Origin of the sequence: Paraburkholderia bonniea (assembly GCF_009455625.1) — a bacterium.
Lineage (GTDB): Bacteria > Pseudomonadota > Gammaproteobacteria > Burkholderiales > Burkholderiaceae > Paraburkholderia > Paraburkholderia bonniea.
Genome location: NZ_QPEQ01000001.1, coordinates 753,774 through 774,842, shown reverse-complemented (window position 1 = coordinate 774,842; position 21,069 = coordinate 753,774). Strand labels below are relative to the sequence as shown.

18 protein-coding genes, 1 pseudogene and 1 riboswitch are annotated in these 21,069 nt (G+C 62.0%); of the genes and pseudogenes, 15 read left to right on the top strand and 4 right to left on the bottom strand.

What is annotated here, in order from left to right; all coding sequences use genetic code 11:
- Nucleotides 1-209: 209 nt before the first annotated feature.
- Nucleotides 210-587, bottom strand: a complete 378-nt coding sequence (locus GH656_RS03415; protein WP_153074586.1) for a hypothetical protein — start codon at nucleotides 585-587, stop codon at nucleotides 210-212.
- 178 nt (nucleotides 588-765) lie between these two features.
- On the opposite strand from GH656_RS03415, the gene glpD reads away from it, so the two are divergent.
- From glpD to GH656_RS03395, 4 genes are all read left to right on the top strand, one after another.
- Nucleotides 766-2,322, top strand: coding sequence for a glycerol-3-phosphate dehydrogenase (glpD, locus tag GH656_RS03410; RefSeq protein ID WP_153074585.1), 1,557 nt, complete (start codon nucleotides 766-768; stop codon nucleotides 2,320-2,322).
- A gap of 264 nt (nucleotides 2,323-2,586) precedes the next feature.
- Complete coding sequence (gene glpK / locus GH656_RS03405; RefSeq protein WP_153074584.1) at nucleotides 2,587-4,086, top strand: glycerol kinase GlpK; 1,500 nt, start codon at nucleotides 2,587-2,589, stop codon at nucleotides 4,084-4,086.
- A gap of 18 nt (nucleotides 4,087-4,104) precedes the next feature.
- Entirely contained in the window at nucleotides 4,105-4,383 is a 279-nt protein-coding gene (locus tag GH656_RS17865; RefSeq protein ID WP_217352213.1) for a hypothetical protein, read from the top strand.
- Between the two features lie 94 nt (nucleotides 4,384-4,477).
- Nucleotides 4,478-5,164, top strand: coding sequence for an HAD family hydrolase (locus GH656_RS03395; RefSeq protein WP_153074583.1), 687 nt, complete (start codon nucleotides 4,478-4,480; stop codon nucleotides 5,162-5,164).
- A gap of 62 nt (nucleotides 5,165-5,226) precedes the next feature.
- On the opposite strand, the gene ribB is transcribed toward GH656_RS03395, so the two are convergent.
- Nucleotides 5,227-5,967, bottom strand: a complete 741-nt coding sequence (ribB, locus tag GH656_RS03390) for a 3,4-dihydroxy-2-butanone-4-phosphate synthase (RefSeq protein ID WP_153076537.1) — start codon at nucleotides 5,965-5,967, stop codon at nucleotides 5,227-5,229.
- A 185-nt stretch (nucleotides 5,968-6,152) separates the two neighbouring features.
- Nucleotides 6,153-6,341: riboswitch (FMN riboswitch) on the bottom strand.
- 667 nt (nucleotides 6,342-7,008) lie between these two features.
- Between ribB and miaB the strand changes: the two genes are divergently transcribed.
- The 5 genes from miaB (at nucleotide 7,009) to GH656_RS03365 (ending at nucleotide 12,126) form a co-directional block, all read left to right on the top strand.
- Nucleotides 7,009-8,394 (top strand): tRNA (N6-isopentenyl adenosine(37)-C2)-methylthiotransferase MiaB, encoded by a 1,386-nt coding sequence (miaB, locus tag GH656_RS03385; RefSeq protein ID WP_153074582.1) that lies wholly within the window; start codon nucleotides 7,009-7,011, stop codon nucleotides 8,392-8,394.
- A 17-nt stretch (nucleotides 8,395-8,411) separates the two neighbouring features.
- Complete coding sequence (locus GH656_RS03380; protein ID WP_153074581.1) at nucleotides 8,412-9,491, top strand: PhoH family protein; 1,080 nt, start codon at nucleotides 8,412-8,414, stop codon at nucleotides 9,489-9,491.
- An 87-nt stretch (nucleotides 9,492-9,578) separates the two neighbouring features.
- Entirely contained in the window at nucleotides 9,579-10,049 is a 471-nt protein-coding gene (gene ybeY / locus GH656_RS03375; RefSeq protein ID WP_153074580.1) for an rRNA maturation RNase YbeY, read from the top strand.
- Nucleotides 10,050-10,394: 345 nt separating this feature from the next.
- Nucleotides 10,395-11,012: a gamma-glutamylcyclotransferase gene (locus tag GH656_RS03370; protein WP_153076536.1), complete on the top strand. Its 618-nt coding sequence runs from the start codon at nucleotides 10,395-10,397 to the stop codon at nucleotides 11,010-11,012.
- A gap of 235 nt (nucleotides 11,013-11,247) precedes the next feature.
- Nucleotides 11,248-12,126 carry a CorC family transporter gene (locus GH656_RS03365; RefSeq protein WP_153074579.1) on the top strand — a complete coding sequence of 293 codons (879 nt, stop codon included), beginning with the start codon at nucleotides 11,248-11,250 and terminating at the stop codon, nucleotides 12,124-12,126.
- Nucleotides 12,127-12,219: 93 nt separating this feature from the next.
- On the opposite strand, the pseudogene GH656_RS03360 reads toward GH656_RS03365, so the two are convergent.
- Nucleotides 12,220-12,405 (bottom strand): annotated as a pseudogene (locus tag GH656_RS03360) (transposase); the annotation flags it as partial.
- 305 nt (nucleotides 12,406-12,710) lie between these two features.
- Here GH656_RS03360 and lnt point away from each other — a divergent pair.
- Nucleotides 12,711-14,444 (top strand): apolipoprotein N-acyltransferase, encoded by a 1,734-nt coding sequence (gene lnt / locus GH656_RS03355; protein WP_153074578.1) that lies wholly within the window; start codon nucleotides 12,711-12,713, stop codon nucleotides 14,442-14,444.
- An 82-nt stretch (nucleotides 14,445-14,526) separates the two neighbouring features.
- Here the strand turns inward: lnt and GH656_RS03350 are convergent, their stop codons facing one another.
- Nucleotides 14,527-15,054 (bottom strand): DUF6531 domain-containing protein, encoded by a 528-nt coding sequence (locus tag GH656_RS03350; protein ID WP_153074577.1) that lies wholly within the window; start codon nucleotides 15,052-15,054, stop codon nucleotides 14,527-14,529.
- A 401-nt stretch (nucleotides 15,055-15,455) separates the two neighbouring features.
- On the opposite strand from GH656_RS03350, the gene glyQ reads away from it, so the two are divergent.
- From glyQ to GH656_RS03325, 5 genes are all read left to right on the top strand, one after another.
- Nucleotides 15,456-16,463 carry a glycine--tRNA ligase subunit alpha gene (gene glyQ / locus GH656_RS03345; protein WP_153074576.1) on the top strand — a complete coding sequence of 336 codons (1,008 nt, stop codon included), beginning with the start codon at nucleotides 15,456-15,458 and terminating at the stop codon, nucleotides 16,461-16,463.
- Nucleotides 16,464-16,478: 15 nt separating this feature from the next.
- A complete protein-coding gene (gene glyS, locus GH656_RS03340; protein WP_153074575.1) occupies nucleotides 16,479-18,578 on the top strand; it encodes a glycine--tRNA ligase subunit beta in 2,100 nt (699 codons plus the stop codon).
- Nucleotides 18,579-18,587: 9 nt separating this feature from the next.
- Nucleotides 18,588-19,148, top strand: coding sequence for a D-glycero-beta-D-manno-heptose 1,7-bisphosphate 7-phosphatase (gmhB, locus tag GH656_RS03335; RefSeq protein WP_153074574.1), 561 nt, complete (start codon nucleotides 18,588-18,590; stop codon nucleotides 19,146-19,148).
- 137 nt (nucleotides 19,149-19,285) lie between these two features.
- Nucleotides 19,286-20,062 carry a lysophospholipid acyltransferase family protein gene (locus tag GH656_RS03330; RefSeq protein ID WP_153074573.1) on the top strand — a complete coding sequence of 259 codons (777 nt, stop codon included), beginning with the start codon at nucleotides 19,286-19,288 and terminating at the stop codon, nucleotides 20,060-20,062.
- Between the two features lie 20 nt (nucleotides 20,063-20,082).
- Nucleotides 20,083-20,985, top strand: coding sequence for a M48 family metallopeptidase (locus GH656_RS03325; protein ID WP_153074572.1), 903 nt, complete (start codon nucleotides 20,083-20,085; stop codon nucleotides 20,983-20,985).
- Nucleotides 20,986-21,069 lie beyond the last annotated feature (84 nt).

Below are 21,069 nucleotides of genomic sequence, written 5' to 3'. Positions count from 1 at the left end.
ACACCGCATCGACCGCTGCTGAAACGGATTTGAAGGTTAAACGCTCGTATGCACTTGCCGCATGAACTCGCCTGAAACAGGAACCTGAGAGCACCTGCCCTGCCGCACCCGCGCAGTACTGCCGCGCGGTGCGGCCCCCGGCAGTGGCTGCAGTGACTAACGCTGGCCGCTCCTTCCCCCTCCTGCCTGCATTCCACTGCCAACGCCCATTAGCCGCCACGCAACGTGGGATCAACTGCTGCGCGCCAGCTCAACGCCTGCACCCGCTGTGTCAAAAAATATGCCGCCCAGTCGTTCTGCGCCTGAAGCGTGCCACTAGCCGCAGCCGCCGCGTAGTGCTGCGCCAGTGACGTCTGGAACGTGCAGTACTCTTCCTGCGAAATCCGGCCACGCCGCCGCGCGACGTTCGCATCGAACAACGTGCTGTACACCGACTGCGCACTCGCGCCGTAATCAACCGTGGGCACCGCCCCGCAGCTTTGCTGCAGCTCGGCGAACGCGGGCGCGCCGATGGTCCCGTTCAGGCTTGGCGTGCCAACACAACCCGCCAGCAAAACTGTTGCTCCAGCTATCCACAATCCCCGCATCACACACCTCGAAATGACGAACGACGCCCAGTATCGTCCGTTGCTCCGGATTACGCCATTAGCCAAACGGTCTAGGCCAATCGGCCAACTTTACTTTTCCGGGTCCGATTACTAAAGTTCGGGATCACAAATTTTCCGGCTCGCTGCGGCATGCATTCGGCTTAACAAGGATCTCTCAGTGGAATCACACGCCAGGTACGATCTGCTCGTGGTGGGCGGCGGCATCAACGGTGCAGGCATTGCCCGTGATGCTGCAGGGCGCGGGCTATCGGTGCTGCTGTGCGAGCAGCATGATCTGGCCTCCCACACCTCATCGGCCAGCACCAAGCTGATTCACGGCGGCTTGCGCTATCTGGAATACGGCGAATTCAACCTGGTGCGCAAAGCGCTGAAGGAGCGCGAAATCTTGCTGCGCGCCGCACCGCACATCATCCGGCCGCTGCATTTCGTGATGCCGCATATGCCCGGGCTGCGCCCAGCCTGGCTGATTCGCGCGGGGCTGTTTCTGTATGACCATCTGGCCCACCGCGAACGGCTACCGGGGTCGCACGGGATTGATTTGCGGCTTCATCCGGCTGGCGTGCCACTTGAGGAATCGATTCGGCGCGGGTTTGTCTATACCGATGGTTGGGTCGACGATGCGCGCCTCGTTGTGCTCAATGCGCTTGATGCGCATGAGCGTGGTGCGATGGTGCTCACCCGCACGCAACTGATCAATGCCACACGCACTAAAGGTGTCTGGCAGGCGCAGTTGCAACGGGCCGACGGCACCTCGTTCGAGGTCCATGCCACTGCCCTGGTCAATGCAGCAGGCCCGTGGGTCAGCACATTGCAAGCCACGCTGGGACGCACTGCGCATCACGGCGTGCGGCTGGTGAAGGGCAGCCATATCGTCACGCGACGGCTGTTCGAGCACGACCATGCCTACATCTTGCAGAACCCGGACAAACGAATCGTGTTCGCCATTCCATACCAGCGCCACTACACCCTGATCGGCACCACCGATCTCGACTATCAGGGTGACCCGGGCCAGGTGAGCATCACGGATGACGAAACCCGTTACCTGTGCGCAGCCGTCAGCCGCTATTTCAAACATCCGGTGACCCCGGCCGACGTGCGCTGGAGCTATGCAGGCGTACGCCCGCTGCTCGCAGCAGAAAGCGCCGCCAACCCATCCGCCCTGACCCGCGACTATTCACTCGAACTCGATGCGCCACCCGGAGCCGCCCCGCTGGCCCCGTTGCTCTCGGTGTTCGGTGGAAAAATCACGACCTACCGCAAGCTCGCGGAAGAAGCGCTTGATCAGCTCTGCCATGTGCTCAAACGCCCCGCGCCAGCCTGGACCGCCAATGCGCCCCTACCCGGGGGCGATATCGCGCAGGCAGACTTCGAAGGTTTCGCCGCGCAGTTTCAGCAGCAGTTCCCGTGGCTGCCTGCTGATCTCGCGCGCCGCTATGCGCACGCTTATGGCACAAGAGCGGCACGGATTCTTGCTGGAGCAGATTCACTGGCTGGGCTCGGGCGGGGTTTTGCACCGGGGCTTTATGAGGCAGAGCTACGCTATTTGCGCGATACCGAATGGGCTCGCTGTGCGCAAGACGTGCTATGGCGGCGCTCGAAGCTCGGCTTACCGCTAGCGGCTGAAGCACTGGATGGGCTGAAGTCGCTGGAAAAGCTCACGCAAAAACTGGATGCGTGGTTTGCGAGCGAGCAACAACGTGACCCAATGCGTTAGCCAGCGCCAGTTACATGGCAGCAACAACAACCCGCGCACGGGTTCCAGGCGTGCCTGTTCGTCTTCGTATTTCAACCGGCCAGCTCATCGGTCAACGCGTCGGTCAACACATCGGCCAGTTCATCAACCTGCCAACTACCGGATTTAAGACTAACCAGCACACCATCAACGTCGATCCACGGATCCGCCACTCCGTAAAATCCCAAGCCATTGCGTCACACTTCACGCCACACCCGCCGCCACTCGCACACGGAAGCCACCCTCATGCCAGAGCAATACATCCTCGCGCTCGATCAGGGCACCACCAGCTCTCGCGCCATTCTGTTCGACGCGCGCGGCAATGCTGTTTCGCAGGCGCAAAAAGAATTTCAGCAGATCTATCCTCGCCCTGGCTGGGTCGAGCATGATCCGCACGAGATCTGGTCTACCCAGGCAGGGGTCGCCGCCGAAGCCGTCACGCACACCGGACTCAACGGCTCAGCCATTGCTGCAATCGGTATCACTAACCAGCGTGAGACCACCATCGTCTGGGACCGTGCCACCGGCCAGCCGCTCTATAACGCGATCGTCTGGCAAGACCGCCGCACCGCCGGGTTCTGCGACGAGCTCAAAGCGCAGGGCCTGGAGCCCATGGTGCGCAGCAAAACCGGGCTGCCCATCGACGCGTATTTTTCCGCCAGCAAAATCCGCTGGATCCTGGAGCACGTAGAAGGCGCGCGCGACAAGGCCCGTCAGGGGCGGCTGGCCTTTGGCACGGTTGATAGCTGGCTGGCATGGAATCTCACCCAGCACGGGTTGCACATCACCGATGTCACCAACGCCTCCCGCACGATGCTGTTCAATATCCACACGCGGCAATGGGACGACGACTTGCTGGCGTTATTCGATATTCCGCGCAGCATGCTGCCCGAAGTGCGCTCGTCATCGGAGGTGTATGGGACGACCAGCACCACGCTCTTCGCAGCGCAGATTCCGCTCGCCGGCATCGCTGGAGACCAGCACGCGGCATTGTTTGGCCAGATGTGCACGCGCCCAGGCATGGTGAAAAACACCTACGGCACGGGCTGCTTTCTGATGATGAACACGGGCAACCAGCCCATCGAATCGCACAACCACCTCATCACCACCATCGCCTGGCAAATAGGCGGCGAAACCCAGTACGCGCTGGAGGGCAGCATTTTCATTGGCGGCGCAGTGGTGCAATGGCTGCGCGATGGCTTGGGCATCGTGCGCCAGGCTGCCGAAATCGAGGCACTCGCACGCAGCGTGCCGCATAGCGACGGCGTGTATCTGGTGCCAGCGTTTGCCGGGCTCGGCGCGCCGCACTGGAACGCGCATGCCCGCGGCTCCCTCTTCGGCGTGACGCGCGGAACCACTGCAGCGCATATCGCCCGCGCGGCGCTTGACGCCATTGCCTACCAGTCCGTCGATGTGCTGAAGGCGATGGAAGCCGATTCAGGGATTCGGATTGACGAATTACGTGTTGATGGCGGTGCATGCAGCAACGATCTGCTGATGCAGTTTCAGGCCGATCTGCTGGGCGTCGCGGCTGTGCGGCCGCAGACCAGCGAAACCACCGCGCTCGGCGCGGCTTATCTGGCGGGCCTGGCTGTCGGTTACTGGCCTGATATCGGCGTGCTGCAAAGCCAGTGGAAGCTGCAGCAGCGTTTTGTGCCAATGCTGCCGCCGGATGAAGTTCAAACCTGCCTCGCTGGCTGGCACCGCGCGATTCGCGCCACGATGGCGTGGGCAGACCAGAACTGAGCAGCGCGGCGCGCCTGTTTGTGTCAGCGCGGGCTGGGTTTGCTGGGTTTGCTGGGTTTGCTGGGTTTGCTGGGTTTGCTGGGTTTGCTGGGTTTGCTGGGTTTGCTGGGTTTGCTGGGTTTGCTGGGTCTGCTGGGTCTGCTGGGTCTGCTGGGTCTGCTGGGTCTGCTGGGTTTGCCGTATCTACCGTATCTACCGTATCTACCGTATCTACCGCATCTACCGCATCTACCGGGCTTACTAACCCAATCTCCCCAGCCCGCCACCCAAACAGCCACACCAAAGCAAAAACAGTAACCAGAACAACGCCCGTATCATGTCCATCCGTCCACGCGCAGCAACGCCGCACACCACGCCTCCAAGCCCAGATACCAGATACCCTTTACCGCCTATGCTCGATCACCTCATTTGCGACTGCGACGGCGTGCTGGTCGATAGCGAAATCATCGCGGACCACGTGCTGCTCGACACGCTTTCCACGCTTTTTCCGGGCCACGATTTCGCGCCAGCAGTTAAAACCGCGTTCGGTCAGCAAACCTCAAGCTTCCTCAAAAAGCTCGAAGCCAGTTTCAATCTCACCTTGCCCGCTGATTTTCTCGACACCATCGAGCGCCGTGTCGCCGAGGCGCTAGCCACCTCGCTCAGTCCGATTCATGGTGTGCGTGAGGCCTTGTTGCAAATCCCGCTGCCCGCCGCCGTAGTGTCGAACAGCGAGATGGCGCGAGTACTGACCTCCGTGCAGCGCGCCGGGCTCAGCGAGATTTTTGCTGGACGGATTTTCAGCGCCGCACAGGTGGCACGGCCCAAGCCTCATCCAGATGTCTATCTGTTCGCCGCTCAGCAACTGGGCGTTGCAGCGGCGCGGTGCCTGGTGGTGGAGGACAGCCTGTCCGGCCTGAGTGCGGCGCGGGCAGCGGGGATGCAAACCATCGCTTTTGTCGGCGCAAGCCATATTCCTGAGGGCTATACGGAGGTTTTACGCAAGCTGGGCATCACCCGCATCATCGACCGGATGGACACGCTGCCTGCGCTAGTCGCGGCTGGCATGCGCGGGGAATTCGGCGGCGTGCAGTCCTAAGCCATTGCCAGAATCTGGCAAAACACCTCCGGCCCAAGCCCCCACACCGCCACCGCTTCCGTTTAAACCCCCTCAACCTCCTCAGCCACCCCAACCGTCTCCGCCAGCACCTCCGCCTGGCGCGCCCGGGCTGCCGCCAAAGCCTGACGAAACGCCACTAGTTCAGCGATCGTCAGCATCGGCAGTTGGTGCTGCTGCGCAAACTGCTCAACCTGTGCACCACGCGTCATCGTGCCATCGGCATTCATCAATTCGCACAGCACGCCCGCTGGCTTAAGCCCAGCCAGAATCGCCAGATCCACCGTGCCTTCGGTGTGGCCGCGCCGCGCCAGCACGCCGCCAGGCACCGCACGCAGCGGAAACACGTGGCCTGGCCGCACGATATCGGCCGGGCGTGCATCAGTGGCAATCGCCGCGCGGATCGTCGTCACCCGGTCGGCGGCCGATACGCCCGTCGTCACCCCGTCGCGCGCTTCAATCGACACCGTGAACGCGGTGCCATGACGGCTTTCGTTGTGCGCGACCATCGGTGGCAACTCCAGCGCGCGGATCTGCTGCTCCGGCAGGCACAGGCACACGATGCCGCTGCATTCACGAATCAGCAGCGCCATCGTCGCCACGCTCAAATGCTCGGCGGCCACGATCAGATCCGCTTCGTTTTCGCGGTCGTGATCGTCTTGCAACACCACCGCACGGCCTGCGCGCAACGCCTCAAGCGCCGCTGCAATGCGCGGTGGAACAGGTTCAGTCGCCAGCAAGGGGAGATCAGCAAACGCGTCAGCGGCAACAGCGCCAGACGGCATAGCCAGAGAAACTGCAGAAGGTTGAATCGTTTGAATCGACATAAATGAAACGCTCATCGCAAAAGTGTGGCGAAAAACGTTTCAGGGCATTGCAGACAGGCCTCACCTGCTCCAGCCAGCGCGTCCAATGGCGCACTCATGCCACGCGTTGCCGCGCGGCATGGCTGAAAGCGGGTTCGGCCTCTGCACATCTTCTTTCATCCGGACTATGACCGTCGGCTCTGGCATCGAACCAGATCTGCTAACCGGCTGCCAGGCTGCCGTCAGTTGACTGGCGGCGGTTTGGCTGCAGGCGCTCGCGGGCTCGCAAAGCAGCGCAACGCGCTATTTTGCCTACCGCCGGTGGGGAATTTCACCCCGCCCTGAAGACGTACTGATTACCGGCAACACCGGCTGCGGCAGCTTACCCTGGCCAGCCTGATCGCGCTGCGCTGCATCACACGCGGCATACAAGACCAAACCGGCAGGCAAGAAAAAACCGCATCACCCAAAGCCGCCCCCGGCTAACTCACCGGCACATCGTTATTCCATCTGTGTGTAAAAGACGCTAGCAGTGCCGCAAACACCGTATCAAACCGCAGCTTCAGGCCGCCTTCAGCCCGCCTTCAGCCAGTTGTCAGCCCACGCCACGGCCTTGTCGAAGGGCTATAATGCGCGGTTATGTGCAAGCGGCGGCGGGCGGCGCGGCGATGGCCCGCAACGCACCAGGCGATGCCGCGAGCTACGGCAGCGCGGGCTATAGGATTTGATTTGGCAACCACGTTAGCAACAGCGGATTTGGCAACAGCGCCAGGCTACCGTGGCAACTGCAGCGGCCATGGCAATGGCAACAGCAACGGCACCACGCCGGCAAAGCCAAAAGCACAAAGCCCGCAGCGGGCTCATGCAGCATCCGGCAACACCCTGGCAACGCCCCGAAACACGCACTAAAAACCCTGCCATCAGGCACAACAGCAATCCCGCAATCCGGGCCCTCCGGCCCGTGCTTCCTTCACCCGTTGAACCACGCCCCCAGGTCAACCACTGCGAACGGCGACCCCTATGACCCAGAAAAAAGTCTATGTAAAAACCTTCGGCTGCCAGATGAACGAATACGACTCCGACAAAATGGTCGACGTACTCGGTGCAGCAGAAGGCCTGATCCAGACCGACACGCCGGAAGACGCGGATGTCATCCTCTTCAATACCTGCTCAGTGCGGGAAAAAGCCCAGGAAAAAGTATTCTCCGATCTCGGCCGGGTGCGCGAGCTCAAAGTGGCCAAACCGCATCTGCTGATCGGCGTCGGTGGCTGTGTCGCCAGCCAGGAAGGTGCGGCGATCGTCGCCCGGGCACCTTATGTGGATCTGGTGTTTGGTCCGCAAACGCTGCACCGTCTGCCGCAAATGATCGACCAGCGCCGCGCCAGCGGCCGCCCGCAAGTCGATATCTCGTTTCCTGAAATCGAAAAATTCGATCACCTGCCGCCTGCCCGCGTCGAAGGCCCCAGCGCCTTCGTCTCGATCATGGAAGGCTGCAGCAAGTACTGCAGCTACTGCGTGGTGCCATACACGCGCGGCGAGGAAGTCTCCCGTCCACTAGACGACGTGCTAACCGAAGTCGCGGGTCTCGCTGATCAGGGCGTACGCGAAGTCACGCTGCTCGGACAAAACGTCAATGCCTATCTTGGCCCGCTCACCAGCGGCTCCAGCGAGATCGCTGATTTCTCTACCCTGATCGAATACGTGGCGGAGATTCCTGGTATCGAGCGCATTCGCTACGTCACCTCCCATCCGAAAGAATTCACCCAGCGCCTGATCGACACCTACGCCAGAGTGCCCAAGCTGGTGAGCCATTTGCATCTGCCCGTGCAGCACGGCTCGGACCGCATCCTGATGGCGATGAAGCGCGGCTACACGGTGCTCGAATACAAATCCGTAATTCGCCGCCTGCGAGCAATCCGGCCTGATCTGGCACTCTCCACCGACATGATCGTCGGCTTCCCGGGTGAAACCGCCGATGACTTCGAGCGCACCATGGCGCTGATTCACGAGATGAGCTACGACACCAGCTTCTCGTTCATCTTCAGCCCGCGCCCCGGCACTCCCGCCGCCAGCCTGCCCGACGACACGCCATACGAAGTCAAGCTCAAGCGCCTGCAGCATCTGCAAGCCACGATCGAAGAAAACGTCGTGCGCATCAGCCAGTCGATGGTGGGCAAGGTCGAACGCATCCTGGTGGAAGGGCCTTCGCGCAAAGATCCATCCGAGCTGGCAGGGCGCACCGAAAACAACCGTGTGGTGAATTTCCCCGCGCCTCTCGCCGCGCATGCACGGCTTACCGGCCAGATGGTCGACGTCAAGATCAACCTGGCGTACCCGCATTCGCTACGCGGCGAGCTCGTGCTAGCACACAGCGAAACCCCGGCTGCGGCCGCTATCGTTCACTGACAGGAATGTCCCCCGCCTTGAAGCCTACCCAGCCTCACCTCGAATTCACCGCCCCGCACGACGACAACGCGCGGCTCGCCAACCTGTGCGGCCCGCTCGACGAAAACCTGCGGCAAATCGAACAGGCGCTGGACGTCACGCTGACGCGTCGCGGCCACCGCATTTCGATTCGCGGCCGGGGCGCAAAAATCGCCCTCGCCGCGCTCGAGAATTTTTATCACCGCACAGAGGGCGACACGCTTTCCGTCGACGACATCCAGCTCGCGCTGGTCGAAATGCGCCATCCGGCCAACCGCCGCAGCGCCGCCGCCCACGCATCGGATCCCGCTGACGCCCACCTCGCTGGCAACCCAGACCATCCCTTTGACGAACTCGCGCTCAACGGCAGCGCCGACGCCGAAACGCTCGGCCCCAAGCTGTACACCCGCCGCGCCGACCTGCGCGGACGCACGCCCGCGCAGCGCGAATATCTGAAACAGATCATTGCGCACGACGTGACCTTTGGCGTCGGCCCGGCAGGCACCGGCAAGACCTACCTCGCCGTCGCCTGCGCGGTGGATGCGCTGGAGCGCGATCAGGTCAAGCGCATCGTCCTCACGCGCCCGGCAGTAGAAGCGGGCGAGCGGCTGGGCTTCTTGCCTGGCGATCTGGCGCAAAAAGTCGATCCTTATCTGCGTCCGCTGTACGACGCGCTCTACGACCTGCTCGGTTTCGACAAAACCGCGAAGATGTTCGAACGCCAGATGATCGAAATCGCCCCGCTGGCGTATATGCGCGGCCGCACGCTGAACCATGCATTCATCATCCTCGACGAAGCGCAAAACACCACGCCCGAGCAGATGAAGATGTTTCTCACGCGGATCGGCTTTGGCTCGAAAGCTGTGGTCACGGGCGATACGACCCAGGTCGATTTGCCGCGTGGCCATAAGAGCGGCTTGATCGAAGCGCAAAAGGTGCTGGCGGACGTGCGCGGGATCGCGCTGACACGCTTCACTAGCGCCGACGTGGTGCGTCATCCGCTGGTCGCCCGCATCGTCGATGCGTATGACGCGCACGCGCAAAAAGATCAGAAAGACGCCGTCGCAGACGCTCGCTAAGTACCGGCCTGAGTACCGGCCTGAGTGTCTGCCCGAACACCCCGTGCCTCCATTACCCCTGTTGCCTCCTCCCCCGCCCAACCCGCTATGAGCCGCGCCCCCAAACTCACGCTAACGCTCCAGTTTCCAGCCGCGAAAGCCTGGCCCGCCCACCAGGCGGCACTGCCGCGCGCCAGCGTGGCGCGCTGGATCAAGGCGGCGCTGTTCGTCGATGCCCAACTGACAGTGCGGCTGGTCGATGCAGAAGAAGGCCTCTCGCTAAACCGCACCTGGCGCGGCCAGAACCACGCCACCAACGTGCTGACGTTCGCCTATGCCGAAGGCGATGAGGCCGACGACGCACCTATCTCAGGCGACCTGATTCTGTGCTGCCCGGTCGTCGAACGGGAGGCGGCGGAGCAAGGCAAGCCGCTCGACGCGCATTACGCTCACCTGCTGGTGCACGGCGCGCTGCACGCGCAAGGCTACGACCACGAGAACGATGCTGACGCCGAAGAAATGGAAGCGCTCGAAAGCGAAATCCTGACCGGGCTGGGTTTTCCAGACCCCTATGCGTGATGCGCCTCGTCACGTGCGGCATGGGGTCTGAGGTATGACGCATGAAGCGCGGCATGACGTGCGCCCGCTCCACCCGCTGCCTGTGCAGCATCAGCACCAGAGCCAGCAGCAGCACATACAACACATGCAGCACCTGAAATACCCAGCCGCCCCTAACCACACGCGCTCCGGCACCTTTCACCCCCTCTCAACCCCACCCGCTTCGCGCCGCCTACCGTGAAAGCCAGCCCACCCCGCCCTGATGCTGATGCCAGCGTCGATACCAACGTTGATACCAACACCGCTGCCAGCCACATCAGCACCGGCACGCTCACAGCCGCCTCACCCGGCCAGACCTATCCGCCAATGCTCGGCGAAGCCCGGTTGCTGAGCGATGACGAACTACGCGCCTCGCTGGCCCGCACCTTTCGCCATATCGACCCCACGCAGGACGTCTGGCTCTTCGGCTATGGCTCGCTGATCTGGAACCCAGGGCTGCCCACCGTCGAAGCCACACGCGGCCGGGTGCATGGCTACCATCGCGGGCTGTATTTATGGTCCAGGGTGAATCGCGGCACGCCCGAGCAACCCGGCCTGGTGCTCGCGCTAGACCGTGGCGGTGCCTGTAGCGGCATCGCCTACCGGCTCGCCGCCGATGAAGGCCTGGCGACCCATCTCGACACCCTCTGGCGCCGCGAAATGCCCATGGGCTCATACCGTCCCGCGTGGCTGCCGTGCATGCTGGCAGATGGCCGCCGCGTCACCGTGCTGACCTTCGTGATGCGCAGAGACATCCCAACCTACACCGGCAAGCTCTCCGATGAAGTGGTGCAAAAAGTACTGAATTGCGCCACTGGCCGCTACGGCACGACCTTCGATTACATCAGCCGCACCGTCCAGGCGCTACGCGCCAGCGGCATGCCAGACCGGGCGCTCGAAGCACTGCTGGCACGCTGCTGCCCAAACCGGCCCGACGCGGGCTGAAATGAAGAGATAAAAGAAACAAAAGAGACGAAAGAGGTAGAAAAGATAGAAGAAGCAAAAAGGCCAGTTGCAACCCCGGTGCAACACCAGCCGGGGCGAACGCCATGCCCCGCTACAAGCCATACAGCCAGCCACATCACCAGCCATACACCCCCGTTCGCTTAGGAGCACAGCAGGCCTGGTGTATCCTTGATCCCCCTGAAACCGCGCGCCCCGCCTGGCATGGCGCACCACCATGAACGACACGTATCCCAGTCGACGCCCTACCGACACCCCTCCCGAAAAACGCTCGCTACTTGAGCGGCTGACCGACTTCATCTCACCTGAGCCCGATTCCCGGGCCGAGCTTCTCGAAATCCTCCAGGACGCGCACGAGCGCAATCTGATCGACGCCGATTCGCTGTCGATGATCGAAGGCGTATTCCAGATTTCCGAACTCTGCGCGCGCGACATCATGATTCCGCGCGCGCAGATGGACGCGATCAACATCGCGGACACACCTGACGAATTCATCCCCTACGTGCTGGAAAAAGCACACTCGCGCTATCCGGTCTACGACGGCAACCGCGACAACGTCATTGGCGTGCTGCTCGCCAAAGACCTCCTGCGCTATTACGCGGAAGAAGAATTCGATGTGCGCGGCATGCTGCGCCCCGCCGTGTTTATTCCCGAATCCAAGCGCCTGAACGTGCTGCTGCACGACTTTCGCGTCAATCACAACCACATTGCGATCGTCGTCGACGAATACGGCGGCGTCGCAGGCCTGATCACCATCGAAGACGTGCTGGAACAAATCGTCGGTGATATCGAAGACGAATACGATTTCGACGAAGAAAGCGGCAACATCATCAGCTCGCCCGATGGCCGCTACCGGGTGCGCGCACTCACCGGCATCGAACAGTTCAATGAAGCGTTCGGCACCGAGTTCTCTGACGACGAAGTCGACACCATCGGCGGCCTCGTCACGCATCACTTTGGCCACGTGCCGCATCGCGGCGAGAAAGTCCGGCTGGGCAACCTGATTTTTGAAGTCCAGCGCGGCGATGCCCGCCAGATCCACATGCTGCTGGTCCGCCGCAGCCCAGAGATCAGCGAAGACGAACGTAGCACGTAGCACGAGCGGTAAATTTGCCTCCACCCGCGCTCACGGTTCCACTCGCTCAACAAGTGGGGCAGCGGGTGGGGCAACTAAGAAGCCGTTGCGAAATTATTTAAACCAGGGCTTAAGGCGGGTCCAGCAAATCAAGACGCAGGCTAACGAGAGGAAAGCCGCGTGGATATGAGCGTAGCGTTCATAGCGAATTTTCAGGCACCGAAACGAGTGAAGCCACGCCATTGAACGCTCGACTGGCCAACGCGTTTTGCCGAGTCCGCTGCCGTGGGGCGAGCCAATTGTCCTTGCTGGAATAATTTCGCAACAGGTTCTAAGTCACCCGCGTTGCGGTGACGGTGGGCGCGGGAGCCGGGTGTTGGTCGTGCGTTGGCTATGCGTTGCGTTGACCAGCACCTTGGTCCGCTCACCGGTCAAACCTCCGCTCACCGGTCAAACCATTAGCCAGGTCATCGGCCAACGTATCAGCCGACGCGTCCGTTGCCTCATCCAGCCTCATCCAGCCTCACTCAGCTCCACTCAGCCTCATCCAGCTCCACCCTCGTGGTTTGTTCTAACCTCCTGCAACCCTCCTCCTCGCGCACTCCATGGCCGCCTCGATCCTCTCCTGTCTGCGTCGCTGCCTGACGCCCGCCGCCCCTCCCGAAGGTAGCTGTGCTGTTCGCTGGTGGCATTACCTCGTGGCCGCAGGCGCGGGCGCGCTCAACACGCTCTCGTTTGCCCCGACGCCACATGGCGGCTGGCTTGAACTCGTGCTCTTCGTGTTTTTCTTTGCCTGGCTGACACGCACCACCAGTTGGAAAAGCGCAGCGCTCACCGGCGCGGCATTCGGCTTTGGCAACTTCGTCACAGGCGTCTGGTGGCTCTACGTCAGCATGCATTTTTTCGGCGGCATGGCCGCGCCGCTGGCAGGCGCAGCGCTGGTGCTGTTCTCGCTATATCTCGCGCTGTATCCCGCGCTAGCTGCCGCGCTCTGGTCATTTTGCGCAGGACATGCGCGCCAGCGCGCCGACGACACGCAACCGTTCGCCCCCACCTGGCATGGCTCATTTGCCTTCGCCAGCGCCTGGGCCATCGGCGAATGGCTGCGCGGCACGATGTTCACGGGCTTTCCGTGGCTAGCCAGTGGCTACGCGCAAGTCGATGGACCACTCGCCGGGTTCGCGCCGCTGGCTGGCGTGTATGGCGTGGGCTGGATGCTGGCGCTGGTCGCCGCTCTGCTAGTGCAAGCGCTGACACAAGCGCTGGCGGACGCGCCCCATCCCACATCTGGGTCTGGGTCTGGGTCTGGGTCTGGGTCTGAAACCAGCGCAACGCCCGCCCTCCGCCCCCGTTCATATTCATGCTCATGCCTTGCCCACAGCGCAGCACCTGCCGGACTGGCTCTAGCGCTGATCGCTGCGGGCCTGCTGCTGCCGCTAGTCACATGGACCGTGCCCGCCAATGTGCCGCTAAGCGTGCGCCTGCTGCAAGGCAACGTGAAGCAGGAGATGAAATTCGAACAAGCTGGCATGCTGGCCGCCATCGACAACTATCAACGGATGATTACCGCCCAGCCCGCCGATCTGATCGTCACCCCCGAGACCGCGATCCCTCTGCTGGCGCAAAACATGCCGGAGCCCTTCGCGCTGGCGCTACGGCGCTTTGCCGACAGCACCGGCTCCTCGATCCTGTTCGGCGCGATTGGCGGCACGCTGACACCAGAAGGCCAACTGGTCGATTACACCAACAGCCTGTTTGGTCTGACGCCCAATTCGGGCGAAATATATCGCTACGACAAGCATCACCTGGTGCCGTTTGGCGAATTCGTGCCATGGGGCTTTCGCTGGTTCGTGGACCTGATGAACATCCCGCTGGGCGACTTTGCCCGTGGCGCGCCAGTGCAACGGCCGTTTCTCGTACATAACCAGCCTGTGGCAGTCGATATTTGCTACGAAGACATCTTTGGCGAAGAAATTGCCCGCACGCTGCGCGAGAGCCCGACACCTGCGGGCGTGCTGGTGAACGCCACCAACCTCGCATGGTTCGGCAATACGATTGCGCTCGACCAGCATTTGCAGATTGCCCGCATGCGCTCCCTTGAAACCGGCCGGCCCATGCTGCGCGCGACCAACACCGGCGCGACAGCCGTGATTGACGCGCAAGGCAAGGTGACGGGACGGCTACCCGCGTTCACCGTGGGCGTGCTTGAAGCGCAGGTGCAAGGCACCTCGGGCAATACGCCCTATGTGAGCAGCGGCAACAACACGGTGCTGGCGGTATCACTAGTGCTGCTGGCGCTGGGGTTTGCGTTTGGACCAGGGCGGCGGCGAGGGAAGTGATGAGGTGCTGAAGGGATTTTGGGGGATGGAAGGGGTATCTGGTCTTCACCTCAAAATGCCTTTGGTGCAGTTAATTTTATTCTCAGGGTCCCCGTGTGAAGCCAGTCCGGGTCCGCTCTGACAGCAGCACGCCTTGTGCTGAATAAGTTTCGGTGGTTGCCGCAGCGGGATCGCTCAGCGTCCATTCGGTGCCGGTTTGCGCCAGCGTCAGTGCGTTGCCGCCCTCCATCCGCCAGGTACCGCCGTTGCCCTTGAACGTGACGGGCTCACCGTTTTGCCGATACGCGAGCACCTTCGACCCGCTCCCGCTATTCGCCTCGGCCAGCGCTAGCTGGCGCTGCCAGCTATGAAACCAGGCCGGTCCCATCGCCGTGACGTTTCTGGCTAGTGGCCTGGAGCGATAGGTACGGGCGAACACCAGCCGCTGATCGTCGCCGCTGATGAAATCAACCTCGTTGAGCGTGACCGCCCCGCTGCCGGGATAAACCGGGTCTGCGACCGGGCAGCGCTGTTCTGGCTGCTCGTCATTGGCCGCATGGCACCACTGGTCAATCAGGCTGATGTCGTTGATACAGGCGTAATTGCCCATGCCGCCGGGCGTGTTGCTCATCACATCGAGGCGGCAGGACTTCGTACCCGGCGTTGCACCGGATTGGGCCTAGAGGGCATAACAGTAGTCGTTGGCATTCGCGCCAAACGCGACGCACAACAACACAAACACAGCAATGATGCGAGCCAGTGTGCCTGCTGGCCCACGCTGAAATAGCGGGTGGTTCATCTCTCTCCTTGGGTTGTCTGTTTTTGCCCTTGCCTAATGAATTGATGGGCCGCAACACCATGAACAGGAGAACAATAATTTGATATCCGACCAATCCTAACAACCACGGCAAAGCCCAGCCCAGCCGCAAAAGGCCGTCGCCGTGCCCTTTCCGCTAAAATCCACCGTTCAGCAGTTTTTGCTCCACGGCCATCCCGCGCTTGCGGCACGGCCTTCTGCCCGAAAGGCATTTCATGCTCACGTTTCAGCAAATCATCCTGACGCTGCAATCCTATTGGGACAAGCAGGGTTGCGCGTTACTCCAGCCCATCGATATGGAAGTCGGCGCGGGCACCTCCCACGTTCATACGTTCTTGCGCGCAATCGGCCCGGAGCCTTGGCGTGCGGCTTATGTCCAGCCCTCGCGGCGGCCAAAAGATGGCCGCTACGGTGCCAATCCAAACCGTCTGCAGCACTACTACCAATACCAGGCTGTGCTCAAGCCCGCGCCTGAAAATATCCTCGATCTTTATCTCGGTTCGCTCGAAGCTCTCGGCTTCGACCTGAAGCAAAACGACGTGCGTTTCGTCGAAGACGACTGGGAAAATCCCACGCTCGGCGCATGGGGTCTCGGCTGGGAGGTTTGGCTCAACGGGATGGAAGTCACCCAGTTCACTTATTTCCAGCAGGTCGGCGGGATCGACTGCAAGCCGGTGCTGGGTGAGATCACCTACGGTCTTGAGCGTCTGGCGATGTATCTGCAAAAAGTCGAAAACGTCTACGACCTGATCTGGACCGAGTGGGAAGAACCTGGCCCCGATGGCCCTGAACTGCGCCGTCTCACCTATGGCGACGTCTATCACCAGAACGAAGTCGAACAGTCCACCTACAACTTCGAACACGCCAACGTCGATCTGCTCTTCACCTGCTTCAACAGCTACGAAGCCGAAGCCAAACGCATGATCGAAGCGCAACTCGCGCTTCCCGCCTATGAGCTAGTGCTCAAGGCAGGCCATACCTTCAATCTGCTCGACGCGCGCGGCGCGATCTCCGTAACTGAACGCGCGGCATATATCGGCCGCATCCGGGCGCTGTCGCGCCTGGTCGCCCAGGCGTATTACGCGTCGCGTGAAAAACTGGGCTTTCCGATGCTGGCCAATCCGGTGCGAGGCGTTCCTGGCCTCACCACCGACGCCCAGGATGCCGCGCTGCCCGCCTGGGCGCCGCCGCTGAAAGTCGAACGCATGATCGCCCCGGACTGACGAGACCCCACATTCATGACTCATCCTGCACAAGCCACACTACTCGTCGAACTGCTCACCGAGGAACTCCCGCCCAAAGCACTCCAGCGTCTGGGCGATGCCTTTGCCGAAGGTCTCGCCCAGCGCCTCGCGGCGCGCGGCCTGACCGATGCTGCGCCGCTCTTCGAGCGCTTCGCCACGCCACGCCGCCTGGCCGTCACGATCCAGGACGTGCGTGCCGTCGCCGCTGAAAAACAGCTACGCGAAAAAGTGCTGCCGGTTTCGGTCGCACTCGATGCTCAGGGCCAGCCCACTGCGCCGCTGGCCAAAAAACTTGCGGCGCTTGGCTTCCCCGATTTCCCACTGGAACAGCTTGAACGTGCCTCCGACGGCAAGGCCGAGGCGTTCTTCCTCAGCCACACCGCGCCAGGCATCACGCTGGCCGAAGGGCTCCAGGCGGCGCTCGACGAAACCCTCGCTAAACTGCCCATCCCGAAGGTCATGACCTACCAGCGCGGTGATGGCACGAACGTGCAGTTCGTGCGCCCGGTCCATCGCTTGACGGTGCTGCATGGCCAGCACGTGGTGCCGGTCACCGCGTTCGGCATTGATGCAGACGACACCACGCTGGGCCACCGTTTTCTCTCAGATGGTCTGGTCGCGCTGCAACATGCGGATACCTACGCGCAAACGCTGCGCCAGCGCGGCCATGTGCTCGCCAGCTTCAGCGAGCGCCGCGACACCATTCGCACGCAACTGCTGGCGCAAGCCGATGGCGACACGGTCGTGATGCCCGACGCGCTGCTCGACGAAGTCACCGCACTGGTTGAATGGCCCGCCGTGTACGCCTGCCGCTTCGAGGACGAATTCCTGCAAGTGCCGCAAGAGTGCCTGATCCTCACGATGCAGACCAACCAGAAATACTTCGCCTTAACCGACGCCAGCGGCAAACTGCGCTCGCGTTTTCTGCTCGTGTCGAATCTCGAAACCACCACGCCTGGCGACATCATCGAAGGCAATGAACGGGTCGTGCGCCCACGCCTGGCGGATGCGAAATTCTTCTTCGAACAAGACCAGAAAAAACCCCTCGCCCAGCGCGTACCGCTGCTGGCGAACGTGGTCTATCACAACAAGCTGGGCTCAGCGCTGCAACGCACTGAACGCATCGAAGCACTAGCGGGCGCAATTGCCACGCTGGCCGGTGCCGATGTTGCGCTCGCGCAGCGCGCCGCACATCTGGCGAAGGCCGATCTGCTCACCGACATGGTGGGTGAATTCCCCGAACTGCAAGGCACCATGGGCACCTGGTACGCTCGTCACGACGGCGAGCCAGAAGAAGTCGCACTGGCGTGCTCGGAGCATTACCAGCCACGCTTTTCCGGCGATGCCCTGCCAGCCAGCACCACGGGCGCAGTGGTCGCGCTGGCAGACAAGCTCGAAACCCTGGTTGGCATCTGGGGCATCGGCCTGCAGCCGACGGGCGAGAAAGATCCGTTCGCGCTACGGCGTCACGCGCTGGGCGTGCTGCGCCTGCTGCTCGAAAAGCCATGGTCGCTGGATCTGCTCGAACTCCTGCACACAGCACACGCCCAGTTCAGCGCGCTGCCGCACGTCACCGATTCCACCGCTGCGATTTACGACTTCTGCATGGACCGTCTGCGTGGCCTGCTGCGCGAGCGCAGCTACGCCGCCGGTGAAATCGACGCGGTGCTGGCACTCAGCCCAACCCGCCTGGATGACATCGTCGAGCGCCTCAACGCCGTGCGCGAATTCGCCGCGCTGCCGGAAGCCGCCTCCCTGGCCGCCGCCAACAAACGCATTTCGAACATTCTGAAAAAAGCGGACGGCTCATCGAAGAGCGGCGTGCAACCCACGCTCCTGCTCGAAGCGGCCGAAAAAGCGCTGTACGCGCAGCTCGAACAAGTCACGCCACACGTACAGGCGCAACTCGCGGCGCGCCAGTACACCGGCGCGTTAAGCGCATTGGCAGCGTTGCGCGAACCAGTAGATGCGTTCTTTAACGAAGTGATGGTCAACGCCGACGATCCCGCGTTGCGGGCCAACCGGCTGGCACTGCTCGGTGCATTGCACCAGCAGATGAACTGCGTCGCCGATATTTCACGGCTTGCCGCCTGAGCACCCGCTATGCCCACCAGCCCAAAGAAAGTCGTCATCCTCGACCGCGACGGTGTGATCAACGTCGATTCACCGGGCTTCATCAAGTCGCCCGATGAATGGCTACCGTTGCCAGGCAGCCTCGAAGCCATCGCCCGGCTAAATCAGGCGGGCTACCGGGTCGCCGTGGCGACCAACCAGTCGGGCATTGGGCGTGGCCTGTTCGACATGAGCGCGCTCAATGCGATGCATCAAAAAATGCATCTGATGGTGGCCGCGATGGGCGGACGGATCGACGCCGTTTTTTTCTGCCCGCACACCGCTGAAGACCAGTGTGAATGCCGCAAGCCGAAACCCGGCATGCTGAAAATGATCGCTGAGCGCTTCGAGGTCGAGCCGCAAGACACCCCAGTGGTAGGCGACGCGTTACGTGACCTGCAAGCCGGGGCGGCGCTCGGCTGCACACCACATTTGGTGCTGAGCGGCAAAGGCCAGCAAACCCTGGCGGCAGGCGGCTTACCACCCGGCACACAGATTCACCAGGACCTGCGCGCGTTCGCGCTCGATTTTCTCGCTGAGGAACACGAATAACGGGGCCGCGTGCTTGTTTGCTGGTTCGCGCCTGGCTTACGTATTGCGGCGTGCCCAGCTTCTTTACAGCGCTCCCCTCTGTTTTTTTACGGCTTCTTTCCCCGATCCTGCTCGACCTTACTGGCCTGCCCCTACCGATGCGCTTTCTCCGCTCGCTGCTTTTACTGGTTTATCTCGTGGTCTTTACCGTGCCTTACGCGATTGCCTGCTTTATTGCCTTTCCGTTCCTGCACGCCGACCGCCGTTACTGGATGGCGGCAGGCTGGTGCCGTGCGACGCTGGTCATGGTGCGCTGGCTCGCTGGCATCCGCTACGAAATCCAGGGCTTTGAAAATCTGCCAGACGGCCCCGCCGTGCTGCTGTCCAAGCACCAGTCGGCATGGGAAACCTTCGCCTTTCCGGCCTTGATGCCCCGCCCGCTGTGCTACGTCTTCAAACGTGAATTGCTGTTCGTGCCGTTTTTCGGCTGGACCCTCGGAATGTTGAAGATGGTTCACATCGACCGCAAAGAAGGCAAGAACGCGTTCGATTCCGTGACACGCCAAGGCCGGGCACGAATGGAAGAAGGCGCGTGGGTCATCATGTTTCCCGAAGGCACGCGCACCTCAACCGGCACCCAGGGCAAATACAAAACCGGCGGCGCACGCTTTGCCGTCGCCACTGGTGCGCCAGCCGTACCAATTGCCCATAACGCAGGGCGCGTCTGGCCACGCAATTCATTCATGAAATATCCCGGCGTCGTCACGCTGTCGATCGGCCAACCCATCGACTCCACCGGGCTGACCCCAGAAGAACTCAACACCCGCGTAGAGAACTGGATCGAAGCCGAAATGCGCCGGATTGATCCGGATGCCTATCCAGCGGAAGCTAGCCAAGCCACACCGCTCCCCCGCAGCCCCAACCTGACGCGCTAGCCGCACCCCTGGCGAAACCGATGCTCAAGCCCTCCGTGCCGCCAGGCGGCCTGCCACTCGAGAACCCGCAACTCGATTTGCCACTCTTCAGCACCGCGAACACCAGCGCGCCGCCCTCCGCAGGTGCCTCGGGTGCCTCAGGTTCCGAGGCCACACCGCAGCAGACACCCGCAGCAACATCCAGCCCCGCCGCCGACGGCTCGAAGCGGCGCAGTCTCACACTGGGCGCGCAAACGCTGCAATACCAGCTCAAACGCTCAGCCCGCCGTTCGATCGGCTTTTCCATCGACAGCAGCGGCCTCTCGATCACCGCGCCACGCGGGGTCACGCTGGCCGAAATCGAAAACGCCATTAGCGAAAAGCAGCGCTGGATTTTCACCAAGCTCAACGAATGGCAAACCCGGGTGGAACAGCGCGCGCTACCGCGCATCGACTGGAAAGATGGCGCACAAGTGCCGTATCTGGGCCGTCCGGTATCCATCACGCTTGATGCATCGAGCGGTGCACTCCGCTTCGATGCGGAACACGCACGGCTGACATTGCCCCTGCCACTGCAAGCCGAGCCACAGCAAATCAAAGACCGCGTGCAAGGCTGGCTGCAAGGCGAAGCCAAACGGCTGTTTGGTGAACGGCTAGCGTTCTACGCTGAAAAGCTAGGCGTGAGCTATCGCGGCTACGCACTGTCGTCTGCCGCGACACGCTGGGGCAGTTGTTCCAGCGACGGCAAAATCCGGCTGAACTGGCGTCTGGTGCACTTTCCGCTACCCGTGATTGACTACGTCGTCGCACACGAACTCGCCCACTTGCGCGAGATGAACCACAGTCCACGCTTCTGGCAGACCGTCGAGTCGATTTTTCCGGAGTTCCGCCAAGTCCGGCAGACACTCAAAGACCATCCACCGGAATTGCTGCCCACGCTTTAGCTTTGGCGTTAGAGGAAAAAGCAGCAACGTCAGCGCAGCGGAGGTAGGCGGGCAATAAAAACGCCCCGCCCAACCATGCCCCTT

Coding starts and splice junctions, on each gene's coding strand:
- GH656_RS03415 (WP_153074586.1), bottom strand. CDS start 587: ATGCGGGGATTGTGGATAGCTGGAGCAACAGTTTTGCTGGCGGGTTGT.
- glpK (WP_153074584.1), top strand. CDS start 2,587: ATGCCAGAGCAATACATCCTCGCGCTCGATCAGGGCACCACCAGCTCT.
- GH656_RS03395 (WP_153074583.1), top strand. CDS start 4,478: ATGCTCGATCACCTCATTTGCGACTGCGACGGCGTGCTGGTCGATAGC.
- ribB (WP_153076537.1), bottom strand. CDS start 5,967: ATGCCGTCTGGCGCTGTTGCCGCTGACGCGTTTGCTGATCTCCCCTTG.
- miaB (WP_153074582.1), top strand. CDS start 7,009: ATGACCCAGAAAAAAGTCTATGTAAAAACCTTCGGCTGCCAGATGAAC.
- ybeY (WP_153074580.1), top strand. CDS start 9,579: ATGAGCCGCGCCCCCAAACTCACGCTAACGCTCCAGTTTCCAGCCGCG.
- GH656_RS03370 (WP_153076536.1), top strand. CDS start 10,395: ATGCTCGGCGAAGCCCGGTTGCTGAGCGATGACGAACTACGCGCCTCG.
- GH656_RS03365 (WP_153074579.1), top strand. CDS start 11,248: ATGAACGACACGTATCCCAGTCGACGCCCTACCGACACCCCTCCCGAA.
- lnt (WP_153074578.1), top strand. CDS start 12,711: ATGGCCGCCTCGATCCTCTCCTGTCTGCGTCGCTGCCTGACGCCCGCC.
- GH656_RS03350 (WP_153074577.1), bottom strand. CDS start 15,054: ATGAGCAACACGCCCGGCGGCATGGGCAATTACGCCTGTATCAACGAC.
- glyQ (WP_153074576.1), top strand. CDS start 15,456: ATGCTCACGTTTCAGCAAATCATCCTGACGCTGCAATCCTATTGGGAC.
- glyS (WP_153074575.1), top strand. CDS start 16,479: ATGACTCATCCTGCACAAGCCACACTACTCGTCGAACTGCTCACCGAG.
- gmhB (WP_153074574.1), top strand. CDS start 18,588: ATGCCCACCAGCCCAAAGAAAGTCGTCATCCTCGACCGCGACGGTGTG.
- GH656_RS03330 (WP_153074573.1), top strand. CDS start 19,286: ATGCGCTTTCTCCGCTCGCTGCTTTTACTGGTTTATCTCGTGGTCTTT.
- GH656_RS03325 (WP_153074572.1), top strand. CDS start 20,083: ATGCTCAAGCCCTCCGTGCCGCCAGGCGGCCTGCCACTCGAGAACCCG.